This is a genomic window from Mycobacterium sp. GA-1841, from assembly GCF_001954135.1.
Classification (GTDB): domain Bacteria; phylum Actinomycetota; class Actinomycetes; order Mycobacteriales; family Mycobacteriaceae; genus Mycobacterium.
This window is the reverse complement of sequence record NZ_MBEQ01000071.1, coordinates 1-14,036: the sequence shown is the minus strand read 5'-3', so window position 1 is coordinate 14,036 and position 14,036 is coordinate 1. Positions and strand designations below refer to the sequence as shown.

At 65.9% G+C, this 14,036-nt stretch carries 13 protein-coding genes and 2 tRNA genes; 4 read left to right on the top strand and 11 right to left on the bottom strand.

What is annotated here, in order from left to right; translation table 11 throughout:
• Positions 1-27: 27 nt before the first annotated feature.
• Both A5740_RS17705 and A5740_RS17700 read left to right on the top strand, forming a co-directional pair.
• A complete protein-coding gene (locus A5740_RS17705; RefSeq protein WP_076196062.1) occupies positions 28-2,235 on the top strand; it encodes an RNA degradosome polyphosphate kinase in 2,208 nt (735 codons plus the stop codon).
• 48 nt (positions 2,236-2,283) lie between these two features.
• Positions 2,284-3,240, top strand: coding sequence for a bifunctional NUDIX hydrolase/histidine phosphatase family protein (locus A5740_RS17700; RefSeq protein ID WP_076196128.1), 957 nt, complete (start codon positions 2,284-2,286; stop codon positions 3,238-3,240).
• Positions 3,241-3,319: 79 nt separating this feature from the next.
• On the opposite strand, the gene A5740_RS17695 is transcribed toward A5740_RS17700, so the two are convergent.
• The 3 genes from A5740_RS17695 to leuC all read right to left on the bottom strand — a co-directional run bounded on the left by A5740_RS17695 (position 3,320) and on the right by leuC (position 6,240).
• On the bottom strand, positions 3,320-3,964 hold the full coding sequence (locus A5740_RS17695; protein WP_076196060.1) for an HU family DNA-binding protein: 645 nt from the start codon (positions 3,962-3,964) through the stop codon (positions 3,320-3,322).
• 214 nt (positions 3,965-4,178) lie between these two features.
• Complete coding sequence (leuD, locus tag A5740_RS17690; RefSeq protein WP_076196058.1) at positions 4,179-4,772, bottom strand: 3-isopropylmalate dehydratase small subunit; 594 nt, start codon at positions 4,770-4,772, stop codon at positions 4,179-4,181.
• Positions 4,773-4,785: 13 nt separating this feature from the next.
• Entirely contained in the window at positions 4,786-6,240 is a 1,455-nt protein-coding gene (leuC, locus tag A5740_RS17685; protein ID WP_076196056.1) for a 3-isopropylmalate dehydratase large subunit, read from the bottom strand.
• A 119-nt stretch (positions 6,241-6,359) separates the two neighbouring features.
• On the opposite strand from leuC, the gene A5740_RS17680 reads away from it, so the two are divergent.
• Complete coding sequence (locus A5740_RS17680) at positions 6,360-7,061, top strand: IclR family transcriptional regulator (protein WP_076196054.1); 702 nt, start codon at positions 6,360-6,362, stop codon at positions 7,059-7,061.
• 257 nt (positions 7,062-7,318) lie between these two features.
• On the opposite strand, the gene A5740_RS17675 is transcribed toward A5740_RS17680, so the two are convergent.
• The 5 genes from A5740_RS17675 to A5740_RS17655 form a co-directional block, all read right to left on the bottom strand.
• A tRNA-Glu gene (locus A5740_RS17675) sits at positions 7,319-7,391 on the bottom strand.
• Between the two features lie 68 nt (positions 7,392-7,459).
• Positions 7,460-7,534 (bottom strand) — tRNA-Gln (locus A5740_RS17670).
• Between the two features lie 114 nt (positions 7,535-7,648).
• Positions 7,649-9,115 (bottom strand): glutamate--tRNA ligase, encoded by a 1,467-nt coding sequence (gene gltX / locus A5740_RS17665; protein ID WP_076196052.1) that lies wholly within the window; start codon positions 9,113-9,115, stop codon positions 7,649-7,651.
• 9 nt (positions 9,116-9,124) lie between these two features.
• The gene (locus A5740_RS17660; RefSeq protein WP_076196050.1) at positions 9,125-9,916 is read right to left on the bottom strand and encodes a fumarylacetoacetate hydrolase family protein; all 792 of its coding nucleotides are present in this window, start codon (positions 9,914-9,916) and stop codon (positions 9,125-9,127) included.
• A 59-nt stretch (positions 9,917-9,975) separates the two neighbouring features.
• A complete protein-coding gene (locus A5740_RS17655) occupies positions 9,976-11,121 on the bottom strand; it encodes a S9 family peptidase (protein ID WP_076196048.1) in 1,146 nt (381 codons plus the stop codon).
• A gap of 117 nt (positions 11,122-11,238) precedes the next feature.
• Between A5740_RS17655 and A5740_RS17650 the strand changes: the two genes are divergently transcribed.
• Positions 11,239-12,429, top strand: coding sequence for an MFS transporter (locus tag A5740_RS17650; protein ID WP_076196046.1), 1,191 nt, complete (start codon positions 11,239-11,241; stop codon positions 12,427-12,429).
• Positions 12,430-12,529: 100 nt separating this feature from the next.
• Here the strand turns inward: A5740_RS17650 and A5740_RS17645 are convergent, their stop codons facing one another.
• The 3 genes from A5740_RS17645 to A5740_RS17635 all read right to left on the bottom strand — a co-directional run.
• Positions 12,530-13,144 carry a dihydrofolate reductase family protein gene (locus tag A5740_RS17645; protein WP_076196044.1) on the bottom strand — a complete coding sequence of 205 codons (615 nt, stop codon included), beginning with the start codon at positions 13,142-13,144 and terminating at the stop codon, positions 12,530-12,532.
• A 110-nt stretch (positions 13,145-13,254) separates the two neighbouring features.
• Positions 13,255-13,836, bottom strand: coding sequence for a hypothetical protein (locus A5740_RS17640; RefSeq protein ID WP_076196042.1), 582 nt, complete (start codon positions 13,834-13,836; stop codon positions 13,255-13,257).
• Positions 13,837-13,841: 5 nt separating this feature from the next.
• Positions 13,842-14,036: isocitrate/isopropylmalate family dehydrogenase (locus tag A5740_RS17635; protein ID WP_254849234.1), on the bottom strand; the 195-nt coding region annotated here is incomplete at its 5' end.

The following is a 14,036-nucleotide window of genomic DNA, read 5'->3' as shown; positions in this document are numbered from 1 at the left end:
GGTAGCCGCGGACCCTCGCGATAAGGAATGATCGGACGGGTGAGCGAAGCCACCGAAGCTGAACCCGGGACCAGGCCGGCCGACGGCCAACGGGACGTCTCCGCAGCCGCATCGGGGCCGCTGGTCGAGTCGTCGACGCCCGAAGCGCCGCCTGCGGCGACCTCACCGGCGGTGGACGATGCGCTGCCCGAAGACCGCTACCTCAACCGCGAACTGAGCTGGCTGGATTTCAACGCCCGGGTACTGGCACTGGCCGCCGACCCATCGCTCCCCCTGCTGGAGCGGGCGAAGTTCCTGGCGATCTTCGCCTCCAATCTCGACGAGTTCTACATGGTCCGGGTGGCCGGTCTCAAACGGCGCGACGAGATGGGACTCTCGGTGCGCTCGGCCGACGGCCTCTCGCCGCGGGAGCAGTTGCGCCGCATCAACGAACGCACCCAGCAGATCGCCAACCGCCACGCCAAGGTGTTCCTCAGCTCGGTACGCCCGGCGCTGGCCGAAGAGGGCATCGTCATCGTCAACTGGGCCCAGCTGGACGAGGCTGAACGCGCGAAGCTCTCGACGTACTTTCACGAACAGGTGTTCCCGGTCCTGACCCCGCTGGCGGTCGACCCGGCCCACCCGTTCCCGTTCGTCAGTGGGCTGAGCCTCAATCTGGCCATCACCGTCAAGCATCCCGAAGATGGCGGACAGCACTTCGCCAGGATCAAGGTGCCCGATAACGTCGGCCGCTTCGTGCAATTGAGCCCACCGGCCGACGGATCGACAGTGCTGCGTTTCCTGCCGATGGAGGAACTCATCGCGGCGTTCCTGCCGGTGTTGTTCCCCGGTCTGGAGATCGTGGAACATCACGCATTCCGGATCACCCGCAACGCCGACTTCGAAGTCGAAGAAGATCGCGACGAGGACCTGCTGCAAGCGCTCGAACGTGAACTGGCGCGCAGGCGTTTCGGTTCACCGGTCCGCTTGGAAGTGTCCGACGACATGACCGAGAGCATGCTCGAGCTGTTGCTGCGCGAACTGGATGTGGCGCCCGGCGATGTCATCGAAGTGCCCGGGCTGCTGGACCTGTCTGCGCTGTGGCAGATCTACAACGTGGATCGACCGCTTCTGAAGGACCGCCCCTTCGTCCCCGCCACCCCGCCGGCATTCGGCGAGCGGGAGACACCCAAGAGTATTTTCTCCACGCTGCGCGACGGGGATGTGTTGGTGCACCATCCCTATGACTCGTTCTCCACCACAGTGCAGCGCTTCATCGAGCAAGCCGCGGCCGATCCCAACGTGCTGGCCATCAAGCAGACGCTGTACCGCACCTCCGGCGACTCCCCCATCGTCAACGCGCTGATCGACGCGGCCGAGGCCGGCAAACAGGTGGTCGCCCTCGTGGAGATCAAGGCCCGCTTCGACGAGCAGGCCAACATCAAATGGGCCAGGGCGCTCGAACAGGCCGGGGTTCATGTGGTCTACGGATTGATCGGACTCAAGACCCACTGCAAGACCTGCCTGGTGGTGCGGCGGGAAGGGTCGACGATCCGTCGGTACTGCCATATCGGAACCGGCAACTACAACCCGAAAACCGCGCGGCTGTACGAAGATGTGGGGCTGCTCACCGCCGATCCGGACATCGGTGCCGACCTCACCGATCTGTTCAACTCCCTGACCGGATACTCCCGCAAGGATTCCTACCGCAATCTGCTGGTGGCACCCCGCGGGGTACGCAAAGGCATCATCGAGCGCATCGATCGCGAGATCGCCGCGCATCATGAGGGAGCCACCACCGGAATTCGGTTGAAGGCCAACGCACTGGTCGACGAACAGGTCATCGACGCGCTGTACCGGGCCTCGCAGGCCGGGATCCCGATCGACATCGTGGTACGCGGCATCTGTGCTTTGAGGCCGGGCGTAGCCGGGTATTCCGACAACATCACGGTGCGCTCGATCCTCGGGCGTTTCCTCGAGCACTCGCGGATAATTCATTTCCGCGCCATCAACGAGTTCTGGATCGGCAGTGCCGACATGATGCATCGTAATCTCGACCGCCGCGTCGAGGTGATGGCTCAGGTCAAGGATCCACGATTGACCGGCCAACTCAACGCGGTGTTCGAGTCCGCAATGGACCCGGCCACCCGGTGCTGGGAGTTGCAGGCGGACGGTCATTGGACCGCGCTGCCACAGGAAGGACAAACAGTCCGCGATCACCAGGTATCGCTGATGGAACGCCACCGGCATCCCTGACCCGGGCCTGGCAACGGGGTACCGGTGCACGACCTGCAGGAGTTGAGGTTGTCGAACGACAAGACGACAGCGGACAAGTCGGTTCCGACCGTGTCGGCGGCCGGTGCCGTGCTCTGGCGGCCGCGGGCCGACGCGGCCGGCTCTGCCGGCTCGGCCAGCTCGGCCGGCGGCATCGAAGTCGCGCTGGTGCACCGTCCGCGCTACGACGATTGGTCATTTCCCAAGGGCAAGCTCGATCCCGGTGAGATCGAACCGGTGGCCGCGGTCCGCGAAGTCGACGAAGAAACCGGCCATCACGCGGTTTTGGGTCGACGCCTCGGTTCGATCTCCTACGCTGTGCCAGAGGGCAAGAAACGAGTCTGGTACTGGGCCGCCCGCGCGACGGCCGGTGAGTTCACGCCCAACGATGAGGTGGACAAGCTGGTTTGGCTGCCGATCGATGCGGCGTCCACCGAGCTTCACTATGAGCACGATCGAAAAGTGTTGCGCCGCTTTGCAAAATACCCGCCGGATACCAAGACCGTGATTGTCGTGCGGCACGGGTCGGCCGGCCGAAGGTCGCGATTCAAAGGTGACGATCGTAAGCGGCCGCTGGACAAGAAGGGGCGCGCCCAGGCCGAGTCACTGGTCGGCCAGTTGCTCGCGTTCGGTGCGACGACGTTGTATGCCGCAGACCGCCTGCGCTGTCATCAGACGATTACGCCATTGGCTGAAGAACTCGGCGTCGACATCCACAATGAGCCGGCCCTGTCGGAAGAGGGTTACGCGCACGACCACAAGGCGGCGCGGAATCGACTGCTCGATATCGCTGCCCGCGCAGGCACGCCGGTGATCTGCTCACAGGGCAAAGTGATCCCGGGGCTGATCTCCTGGTGGTGCGAACGCGACGGGGTGCGACCCACCACGACCGGAAATCGCAAAGGTAGCAGCTGGGTTCTGTCCCTGGTGGGCGGCCGGCTCATCGCGGCCGACCACATGTGCAGTCCGCTGTCGAAGCCTCACTAGACAGAGCCGCACCGGGCCCAGGCACGGAGAAAGGCACGTCGCGAGCTGACCTTGGGCTCGCGACGTGCCTTTACCGGAATTACTTGCGGCCCTTCTTGGCCGGTGCCTTCTTGGCAGCCGTCTTCTTGGCGGGTGCCTTGGTCGCGGCCTTCTTCGCCGGTGCCTTGGTCGCGGCCTTCTTGGCGGGCGCCTTGGTCGCGGCCTTCTTGGCCGGTGCCTTGGTCGCGGCCTTCTTGGCCGGTGCCTTGGTCGCGGCCTTCTTGGCCGGCGCCTTGGTCGCGGCCTTCTTCGCCGGTGCCTTGGTCGCGGCCTTCTTCGCCGGCGCCTTCTTGGCAGCCACCTTCTTGGCCGGCGCCTTCTTGGCAGCGGTCTTCTTGGCGGCGGTGCGCTTGGCCGGGCCTGCGGTCACGCCACGCTTGACGGCCGGACCCTCAGCCGGGAGACGCTGCGCGCCAGAGACAACCGCCTTGAACTGAGCGCCCGGACGGAAAGCCGGCACCGAGGTGGGCTTGACCTTCACCGTCTCGCCCGTGCGCGGGTTACGCGCCACCCGGGCAGCGCGACGACGCTGTTCGAAAACACCGAAGCCGGTGATCGTGACGCTGTCGCCCTTGTGGACCGCGCGGACGATGGTGTCCACAACGTTCTCGACCGCGGCGGTAGCCTGCCGACGATCGGTGCCCAGTTTGGTTGTGAGTACGTCGATGAGCTCCGCTTTGTTCATCCAAAACCTCCGAAACCAGTGGTCCTCCTTGGACCGACTAGAGGACACGGTAAACCCTGTGACCACTGATTTCCAAGAGCCACGCGCAATTTCAGGCGTAGCTAGCGAACAATCCGGCAATCCGCTTGCCCCACTTGGTCTCCCCTCGGGAGGGTCCAGAACCGGTTTGGCAGGCGGCGAATTCGGGTGTCAAAACACCCCTGCGACCCTTAAATCAGGCCGGCAGAGTACGCGGCTTCCAGGCCGGCCTGCGCTTCTCGTAATCCTCGATGGAAGAGAGTTTCCGCAGCGTAAGGCCTATATCGTCGAGTCCCTCGAGCAGCCGCCAGGCCGTATAGTCGTCAATTCTGAACGGCACCACAACCGTTCCGGCGACGACATTGCGATCTTGAAGATTCACAGTGATTTCCAGGCCCGGATTCTGCTCGATGAGCTTCCACAAGAGCTCGACATCGTCCTGAGCGACTTCGGCCGCCAATAGCCCGGCCTTGCCGGCGTTGCCGCGGAAAATGTCGGCGAAACGGGATGAGATAACCACCCGGAAGCCATAGTCCATGAGTGCCCAGACGGCATGTTCGCGCGATGATCCGGTACCGAAATCGGGGCCGGCGACCAACACGGAGCCTTTGTCGAATGGCGGCAGATTCAGAATGAACGACGGATCTGTGCGCCAGGCGGCGAACAATCCGTCCTCGAAACCCGTTCGGGTGACCCGCTTCAAATAGACGGCCGGGATGATTTGATCCGTGTCGACATTGGACCGCCGCAGCGGGACGCCGATGCCGGTGTGAGTGTTGAACGCTTCCATTCTTGGGTTCCTCTCAGGACGCCGCGGCGGGCAGATCGGCAGGGGACGCCAGCTTTCCGCGGACGGCGGTGGCAGCCGCGACCGCCGGGGAGACCAGGTGGGTTCGGCCACCCTTGCCCTGTCGGCCTTCGAAATTCCGGTTGGACGTCGAAGCGCAACGTTGTCCCGGAGACAATTGGTCGGGGTTCATACCAAGACACATCGAGCAACCGGCCTGACGCCATTCCGCGCCGGCGGCGGTGAATACCGCGTCGAGGCCTTCCGATTCGGCCTGGGCGCGAACCCGCATCGAGCCTGGCACGACCAGCATCCGTACCCCGTCGGCCACCTTGCGGTCACGCAGGACGTCGGCCACCACCCGCAGATCCTCGATGCGACCGTTGGTGCAGGACCCGACGAACACGGTGTCCACGGCGATGTCACGCATCGCCATCCCGGGACGGAGATCCATATAGGCCAACGCCTTCTCCGCCGACTGACGCTCGGCGTCGTCGCCCATCAGCTCGGGATCGGGAACCGACGCGGACAGCGGAACCCCCTGGCCCGGGTTGGTGCCCCAGGTGACGAATGGGCTCAGGGCGGCGGCGTCCAGGTAGACCTCGGTGTCGAATTCTGCGCCCTCGTCAGTACGCAACTCACGCCATGCCGCGACTGCGGCGTCCCAGTCGGCTCCCTTGGGAGCGTTCGGGCGGCCCTTGAGGAATTCGAAGGTGGTCTCGTCGGGAGCGACCATGCCGGCCCGCGCCCCGGCCTCGATGCTCATGTTGCAGATCGTCATCCGGCCTTCCATGGACAGCGCTTCGATGGCGCTGCCCCGGTATTGGATGACATGCCCCTGCCCGCCACCGGTGCCGATCTTGGCGATCACCGCCAGGATGATGTCCTTGGCGCTCACGCCCGGCGGCAGGACACCGTCGACGTTGACCGCCATGGTCTTGAACGGCTTGAGCGGCAGTGTCTGCGTGGCCATCACATGTTCGACCTCAGAGGTACCGATGCCCATCGCTATGGCGCCGAACGCACCGTGGGTCGAGGTGTGGCTGTCCCCACACACCACCGTCATGCCCGGCTGGGTCAGACCGAGCTGCGGTCCGATGATGTGCACGATGCCCTGCTCGGCGTCGCCCATCGGGTGCAGCCGGATGCCGAATTCCTCGCAGTTGCGCCGCAATGTCTCGACCTGCGTGCGTGACACCGGATCGGCGATCGGCTTGTCGATGTCGATCGTGGGGACGTTGTGGTCCTCGGTGGCGATCGTCAGATCCGGGCGTCGCACCGGCCGCCCGGCCAGCCGCAGTCCGTCGAATGCCTGGGGACTGGTGACCTCGTGGACGAGATGCAGGTCGATGTAGATCAGGTCGGGCTCTTTGGCCGCGCCCTCCCCCTGGCCGCGCACCACGACGTGGTCGTCCCAAACCTTTTCGGCCAGGGTGCGTGGCTTCACGGATGTCTGTGTCGGCTGGTCCATCGCTACTTCTCGATTCGATTAACGGCAAATGCGGGCTGGCATCAAGAGTCCGCCGGGCTGGGGCGGTACTGTCGTCATCTCGCCTGTCATCTCACAATGCGAGACGTTAGTATCTCTCTGTGAGAAATGATAGCGGCATCGGCGTTCTCGACAAAGCGGTGGGTGTGCTGCACACCGTGGCCGAGTCACCCTGCGGGCTCGCCGAACTCTGCGAGCGGACCGGGCTCCCCCGCGCGACCGCGCACCGGTTGGCCGCCGGGCTCGAAACCCACCGGCTGCTGGCCCGCGACGGCGACGGCCGCTGGCGCCTCGGCCCGGCGTTGACCGAATTGGCCTCGCACGTCAACGATCCGCTGCTGGCCGCCGGCGCCGCGGTACTGCCCCGCCTGCGTGAGATCACCGGCGAGAGCGTGCAGTTGTACCGCCGTGAGGGTCAATCGCGGGTCTGCGTGGTCGCACTGGAACCCCCGGCCGGGCTGCGCGACACCGTGCCGGTGGGCACCCATCTGCCGATGACGGCGGGCTCTGGAGCCAAAGTGCTGCTGGCCTACGCCGATCCGGCCACCCAGCAGGCGGTGCTGTCGACCGCCAAGTTCACCGATCGCGCGCTGGCCGAGGTCCGCAAGCGCGGCTGGGCCCAGAGCGCCGCCGAACGCGAGCCAGGTGTGGCCAGCGTCTCGGCACCGGTGCGTGACGGCCGCGGCGCCGTGATCGCCGCGGTGTCGGTGTCCGGGCCGATCGACCGAATGGGTCGTCGCCCCGGGGCCCGCTGGGCCGCCGATCTGCTCGCCGCCGCCGACGCCCTGACCCGTCGACTGTGAGGCGAATCTCAGCCCGCCGCTGATGCCGTCGGGTGCGTCCCCGCCGAGCGTCACGCCAGCGTGGCCGTCGAGCTCCTACGCCACTCCAACGTGACAAACCGGCCACGTGAGAAACCGGGCACGTGAAACCGGGCAAATGACGAACCGGCAGTCCGAACCCACACAACGCAGAAGCGGGGCGGGGGGGGGGGGGGGGGGGGGGGGCGGGGGTGGGCCCCGGGGGGGGGGTTCTCACGAACTGGGCGCTTCTACTTCTGTACCCCCGATGGGATTCGAACCCACGCTACCGCCGTGAGAGGGCGGCGTCCTAGGCCGCTAGACGACGGGGGCTAGAACTTCCGGATGGTCAGCATAGCTCAGGCGGTCGTACTCACCTAATCCGGCTGATCCGCTCCGGATGGCTGGGGTACCAGGACTCGAACCTAGAATGGCTGAACCAGAATCAGCTGTGTTGCCAATTACACCATACCCCATTAATTGCCCATCACTGCAGGTCAGGGCAATTTCGATCCGATCGGCTCAGTGGGGGCTTCCCCGCTTTGCTTTTCGGGCCGACGAGCAGACTACCAAAGATTTCGGAGCCTTTTTCACACCCGGCCCCGAGCGGCCCGCAGCCGCGTCAGACTGCGGTCGGCGCCGAGCAATTCCATCGACTCGAACAGCGGCGGGCTGACCGTCGCACCCGTGACCGCAACGCGGATCGGACCGAACGCCTTACGGGGCTTGAGCTCCAGACCGTCCAGCAGGGCCGCCTTGAGCGCAGCTTCGATGTTGGCGGTGTTCCACTCCCCGACGCCTTCCAGTGCGCTCAGCGCGGCGTCCAGGACCGGCGCAGCCTCTTCGCGCAACTCCTTACCGGCGGCCTTCTCGTCGATCTCGTACGAGTCGTCATCGAAGAACTTCAGCAGCCCCCATGCATCGCCGAGTACGACGATGCGCGTCTGGACCAGACCGGCAGCTTCGGCGAATGCCGCGTCGTCCAGTCCGGTGTCGTGGCCGTGCGCCTGAAGATAGGCCCGCAGTCGGGCGGTGAAATCCTCCGGCGTCAGCAGCCGGATGTGCTCGGCGTTGATCGCGTCGGCCTTCTTCTGGTCGAACCGGGCCGGATTCGAGTTGACGTCCGCCACGTCGAACGCGGCCACCATCTCGTCGAGGCTGAAGATGTCGTGATCATCGGCGATGCCCCAACCGAGCAGCGCCAGGTAGTTCAGCAGCCCCTCGGGCAGGAAGCCGCGGTCGCGGTGCAGGAACAGATTCGACTGCGGGTCGCGCTTGGACAGCTTCTTGTTGCCCTCGCCGAGAACGCTTGGCAAATGTGCGAATTCGGGGACCCACTCGGCCACCCCGATCCGCATCAGCGCCCGGTACAGCGCGATCTGGCGCGGCGTCGACGGCATGATGTCCTCGCCGCGCAGCACGTGCGTGATCTTCATCAGCGCATCGTCGACCGGATTGACCAAGGTGTACAACGGATCTCCGTTGGCCCGGGTGATCGCGAAGTCCGGCACCGAGCCGGCCGGGAAGCTCACCGGCCCACGCACCAGGTCGGTCCAGCCGAGGTCCTCGTCGGGCATACGCAAGCGCAGCACCGGCTTACGCCCCTCGTCGGCAAACGCCTTGCGCTGCTCGTCGGTGAGGTCGCGGTCGTAATTGTCGTACCCGAGTTTGGGATTGCGCCCCGCCGCCACGTGACGGGTCTCGACCTCTTCGGGTGTCGAGTACGCCTCGTACACCTCGCCGGCCTCCAGCAGCTGGGCGATCACGTCCCGGTAGATCTCACTGCGCTGCGACTGCCGGTAGGGCTCGTACGGACCGCCGGCCTCGGGACCCTCGTCCCAATCCAGGCCCAACCAGCGCAGTGCATCGAGGATCGCCGCGTAGCTCTCGGCGCTGTCGCGCGCGGCGTCGGTGTCCTCGATCCGGAAGACGAACGTACCGCCGGTGTGTCGGGCGTAAGCCCAGTTGAACAGTGCGGTGCGGACCAGGCCGACGTGCGGCGTGCCGGTCGGTGACGGGCAGAAACGGACCCTGACCGGACCAGACGGGGATGTCATCACTTACCTCTACTTCTGCTTGCGTACAACAGGATTGGTCAGGGTGCCGATACCTTCGACGGTGACGCTCACGGAGTCCCCGTCTTCGATCGGGCCGACGCCCTCAGGGGTTCCGGTGAGGATCAGATCGCCCGGCAGCAGCGTCATCACCGCCGAAACCCACTCGACGATGGCACCGATGTCATGGATCATCAGCGACGTGCGGCTGCGCTGCCGCACCTCGCCGCCGGCAGTTCCACGGGTCACCTCGGTGCGGATCTCCAGGTCCGCGGGGTCCAGGTCGGTGACGATCCACGGACCGACCGGGCAGAACGTGTCGTGCCCCTTGGCCCGCATCCACTGACCGTCTTTGGCCTGCTGGTCACGTGCGGACACGTCGTTGGCGATCGTGTAGCCGAGGATGTTCTCGGCGGCCCGCGCGGCGGGCACGTCCTTGCAGGGCCGTCCGATCACGATGGCGAGTTCGCCCTCGTGGTGAACGGGATTGGCGTCGGCCGGAAGCTGGATCGGCACGTTGGGCCCGATGATCGACGTGTTGGGCTTGAGGAAGATCACCGGATCCTCCGGCGCCACCGCGCCCATCTCCGCGGCGTGCGCCTCGTAGTTCTTGCCCATGCAGATGACCTTGCTGGCCAGGATCGGCGCCAGCAGACGGACGTCGGCCAGCGGCCAGCTCCGTCCGGTGAAGTTGGGATTGCCGAAGGGATGTTCGGCAATCTCTTTGCAGACGGCGTCGGCGCCGTCGCCTTCGACACTGACGAAAGCGACACCGTCCGGACTGGCGATTCGACCTAAGCGCATTTGTCCAGGGTAGTGCGCGGCGGTTGACGCTCAGTGCCGACGCCTCCTGTCAGATTGCGTCAGTCACCGGCGAACGCCGCGGCCAGGAACGGCGTGGAGTCCGGGATCGACGCCAGCACAGTGCCGGAGTGATCTTCGTCGGGATAGACCTTGAGGGTGACATTCTCGCCGTTGGCCCGTAGCTGTTCGTCGAGCTGCAGCGACATGTTCGGCGGGACATCATGATCCAGCATCCCGACGCCGAGGAAGATCGGCCGGTCGTACCCGGTGGTCGGTGTGCCCAGGTAGGCGTCGATGGCTTCGGCTGCACCGGGCAGGGTGGCCAGCGGGGCGCTGAAGTACCCGGTCGGTGTCATGGCGGTGAGCTGCTGGTCGAGTTGGGGCTTGCACAACGTCTCGGCCTTGTCGACTGCGTCCCGGCCCGCCAGGGTGAGCACGCTGTCGATGTCGAGATCTGGGCGCGCGTCACGCAAGCCGGCCAGGATGTAGCCGGTGTAGCTGTTGGCGGCCGGTCCGAGGTTCGGCGGCAACGCCATGTCCGGCCCGGCCTGTTTGACGACGCTCTCGACGTTGAACGGCGTTCCGGTGGCCACCACTCCGCGGTAGTCCAGACCGGTGCCCCGGCTGAACTCGGTGGCCCAGCGGGCACTGTTGACCGCGGCGCCACCGCCCTGGGACTGGCCCACGATGGCCCACTTGCGCGACAGCGGTAGGTCCATCTGGTGCATCGCGATCACCGAGTCGACGACGCTGTGGGCGGTCGCCACGCTGTTGAGGTAACTCATCAGGCCGGGCGTGCCCAGCCCGGCATAGTCGGAGCCGACGACGGCGTAACCCTGATCGAGCCAGTGCGTCAGGTACTCGACGTCCCGGTCGCTGCGGGGCTGCGCCGAGGGCGTGCAATCGTCGCCGAGACCGACAGTTCCGTGCGCCCAGGCGATCGTGGGCCACCCGCCCTCGGGAGCCTCGCCCCGTGGAAGGAACACGGCCGCGGTACTCAGTGCGAGTGAATCATGTTGATCGACTGTCGAATACAGAATCCGGTAAGCGCGTTCCGCTCCGGCTACCGACAGGGCCGGATCCAACGGCACCACCTCGATCAGGCTGCCGGCCGGAGGAATCGGCGCGTCGTAGTGGCGGGCATCCAATCCCGACCAGTTCGGCGCCGCCGCAGCCGCGGTCGGCGCTGCCAGGAATCCACACATGAGTAAGACGGTTGCCGTCAGCCACAACTTCACCCGCACAGCCTATGGCAGCGGATCGCGTCTCATATAGTGGTATTCGAGTTCAATATTTTGGGACATCCGTGAAACCATGCTGTCATGTCCGTTTCATCGATCAGCACGTTCCGCCGTTGGTCGATGCTGGCGCTCGCACTCACCGCGACCACGTGCGCCAACGTGTTCATCAACGGCGCGGCGTTCCTCATCCCCACCCTGCATTCCGAGCGGGGGCTGGACCTCGCGAAAGCGGGTCTGCTGTCGTCGATGCCGAGCTTCGGGCTGGTAATCACCCTCATCGCCTGGGGGTACATCGTCGACCGGTTCGGCGAGCGGATCGTATTGACGGTCGGTTCGGCGTTGACCGCCGCAGCGGCATTCGCAGCGGCTTCGGCCGATTCCCTGGTCGCGGTGGGTGCGTTTCTGCTGCTGGGCGGAATGGCCGCGGCCAGCAGCAATTCGGCCAGCGGGCGGGTCGTGGTCGGCTGGTTCCCGCCCGAACAGCGCGGTTTGGCGATGGGGATCCGGCAGACGGCAACCCCTTTGGGCGTCGGTTTGGGAGCGTTGGTCATTCCGCGCCTGGCCGAATCGCACGGGGTGACAGCCGCGTTGCTCTTCCCCGCGATCGTGTGCGTGCTGTCGGCGGTGATGTGCGCTGTCGGCGTGCTGGATCCGCCACGGCCACCCCGGCACGAAGCACCTGCTGAGCACCTGGCCAACCCGTATCGCGGCTCGAATGTGTTGTGGCGCATCCACGCCGTATCGGTGCTGCTGGTGGTGCCGCAGGGCATGGTGTGGACCTTCACCCTGGTGTGGTTGATGAGCGATCGAGGTTGGTCCGCCGCGGCCGCCGGCACCCTGGTCACGCTCGCCCAATTGCTCGGTGCGGCAGGCCGTATCGCCGCCGGCCGATGGTCCGATGTGGTGGGCCAACGGCTTCGGCCCATCCGCACCATCGCGTTGGCGGCCGCAGCCACGATGGCACTACTGGCTCTCACCGACTGGCTGGGCTCACCGATCAGCGTCGCGTTGATCGTGATCGCCTCGGTGATCACGGTGTCCGACAACGGCTTGGCGTTCACGGCGATCGCCGAGATCGCCGGGCCGTTCTGGAGCGGACGCGCGCTGGGTACGCAGAACACCAGCCAACATCTGGCGACGGCCAGCTCGGCGCCGCTGTTCGGTGCACTGATCGGCGTGGCCGGTTATCCGGCGGCGTTCGCCGTGTGTGCGTTGTTGCCGTTGTTGGCGGTGCCGCTGGTGCCGGCGGATCCGGTGCGCGAAGAACTCTAGGCGCCATCCGCCGCGCTGACGAGACCGGGCATTCCCACTCGATCGGCGGCTTCCGTTTCGGCCCAGCAGAACCGGTCCCAGCCCCGACAGTCGGCCGAGACTACTGATTCAGCTCGCCCATGTCCCCCGTCTCCGGCACCCCGTCGACGAATCCGTACTGCAGATACACGATGCCGCTCGGGCTGGCCGCCGGCGGCTGCAGCAACGTGAGGTTGGTCGGCACCACGCCACCGTCGAACACCTTCTTCCCGGCACCGAGCATGATCGGGTGCACCCAGAGGTCGATCCGGTCGAAGAGCTTCTCGCGCAACAGTGTCTGAACGAATTGCAGGCTGCCGACGACTTTCACCTTCTCGTGGCGATCCCGGATCTCACGCACTGCGCCCACCAGATCAGGACCGAGTTGCACCGACCCCGCCCAGGACAGATCCGGTGTACCGCGCGAGGCCACGTATTTCGGGATGCTGTTGAACAGCGCACCGAACTCGTCGTCTTGCTGTGGCCAGTGCGCAGCGAAGATGTCATAGGTGCGCCGGCCGAGCAGCAGCGCATCGGTGCCCTGGTAGGCGGCGTCGACCTGTGCGCCAGAGACCTCGTCGATCAGCGGCGCCTGCCAACCACCGAACGAGAATCCCTCGGTATCTTCGTCGGGACCGCCCGGTGCCTGCCCGACGAGGTCCAGCGTGGCGAAAAGTTCGATATCGATTACTCCCATGCCCGTACAGACCCGTGGGCATCGCAGAACTCATCGGGGCCGAGGCGGTGAAGCGCGTCCCCTTGTTGAGCCGGCAATCAGGGCGTAAAAGTGCCAGTGGCAAGCGCCCCTCAACGCAGAGTCGATGCCGCAGACCGGGGACGCAGCATCAAGGCCGCCAGCAAGAAGCACAGCGCCCCGACGAAAGTGCCGAAGTTGGCCAGCCTTTCGTCGACGGTGACACCGGTCTTGCGAACAAATGCGGCAAGGGCCGAGACACCGAACGCCACACAACCGGCCAGGTTGATCCACGACGCCTGCCAGTCAAGGGATTTCGGTGACCACAGGCCGACAGCCACCACCGCCAGCACCCCACTGATCAGAAAGGCCAGGGAACCGGTGGCGTCGGGTGCCCATACGTAGCGCCGCTCGGCCAGAACCGCATGTGCCCACACCGACGCGCCCGTGCTGAGGTTGAACAGCAGGGTCCCGGCGAACTGTGTGGCCGCCGCCCACCATCCGGCGCCGCGGTCCGCCAGAACCAACTGCATCCACGCCGCCGTCGTGAAGAACCAGGAGCCGAGAAAGCACAGCACATTCGTCGTACCTGCGCCGGCCACCATGGGGAATCCCGGCATGGTGGCGACGGCGAAGAACGCCGACCCGATCGCGAACAGCCAGCACTGCCGGGTCAGGGTCGCGAGCCGCGGCATGGCGCCTACAGCAGTGACAGGATCCGCTCGCCCACCTGCGAAGTGGACAGCTTCGCCTCACCACGGGTCGCGAGGTGCTCGGACACCGCCTTGTCGACCCGCGCCGCTGCATCGGTTTCACCAAGGTGGGCGAGCAGCAGGGCCACGCTCATCACCGCGGCCGTCGGATCGGCGATCCCCTGCCCCGCGATGTCAGGTGC

What these genes read in the sequence shown, in the direction of transcription:
- A5740_RS17705 (WP_076196062.1), top strand. Translation starts at nt 28, where the DNA reads ATGATCGGACGGGTGAGCGAAGCCACCGAAGCTGAACCCGGGACCAGG.
- A5740_RS17695 (WP_076196060.1), bottom strand. Translation starts at nt 3,964, where the DNA reads ATGAACAAAGCGGAGCTCATCGACGTACTCACAACCAAACTGGGCACC.
- leuD (WP_076196058.1), bottom strand. Translation starts at nt 4,772, where the DNA reads ATGGAAGCGTTCAACACTCACACCGGCATCGGCGTCCCGCTGCGGCGG.
- leuC (WP_076196056.1), bottom strand. Translation starts at nt 6,240, where the DNA reads ATGGACCAGCCGACACAGACATCCGTGAAGCCACGCACCCTGGCCGAA.
- gltX (WP_076196052.1), bottom strand. Translation starts at nt 9,115, where the DNA reads ATGACATCCCCGTCTGGTCCGGTCAGGGTCCGTTTCTGCCCGTCACCG.
- A5740_RS17660 (WP_076196050.1), bottom strand. Translation starts at nt 9,916, where the DNA reads ATGCGCTTAGGTCGAATCGCCAGTCCGGACGGTGTCGCTTTCGTCAGT.
- A5740_RS17655 (WP_076196048.1), bottom strand. Translation starts at nt 11,121, where the DNA reads ATGTGTGGATTCCTGGCAGCGCCGACCGCGGCTGCGGCGGCGCCGAAC.
- A5740_RS17650 (WP_076196046.1), top strand. Translation starts at nt 11,239, where the DNA reads ATGTCCGTTTCATCGATCAGCACGTTCCGCCGTTGGTCGATGCTGGCG.
- A5740_RS17645 (WP_076196044.1), bottom strand. Translation starts at nt 13,144, where the DNA reads ATGGGAGTAATCGATATCGAACTTTTCGCCACGCTGGACCTCGTCGGG.
- A5740_RS17640 (WP_076196042.1), bottom strand. Translation starts at nt 13,836, where the DNA reads ATGCCGCGGCTCGCGACCCTGACCCGGCAGTGCTGGCTGTTCGCGATC.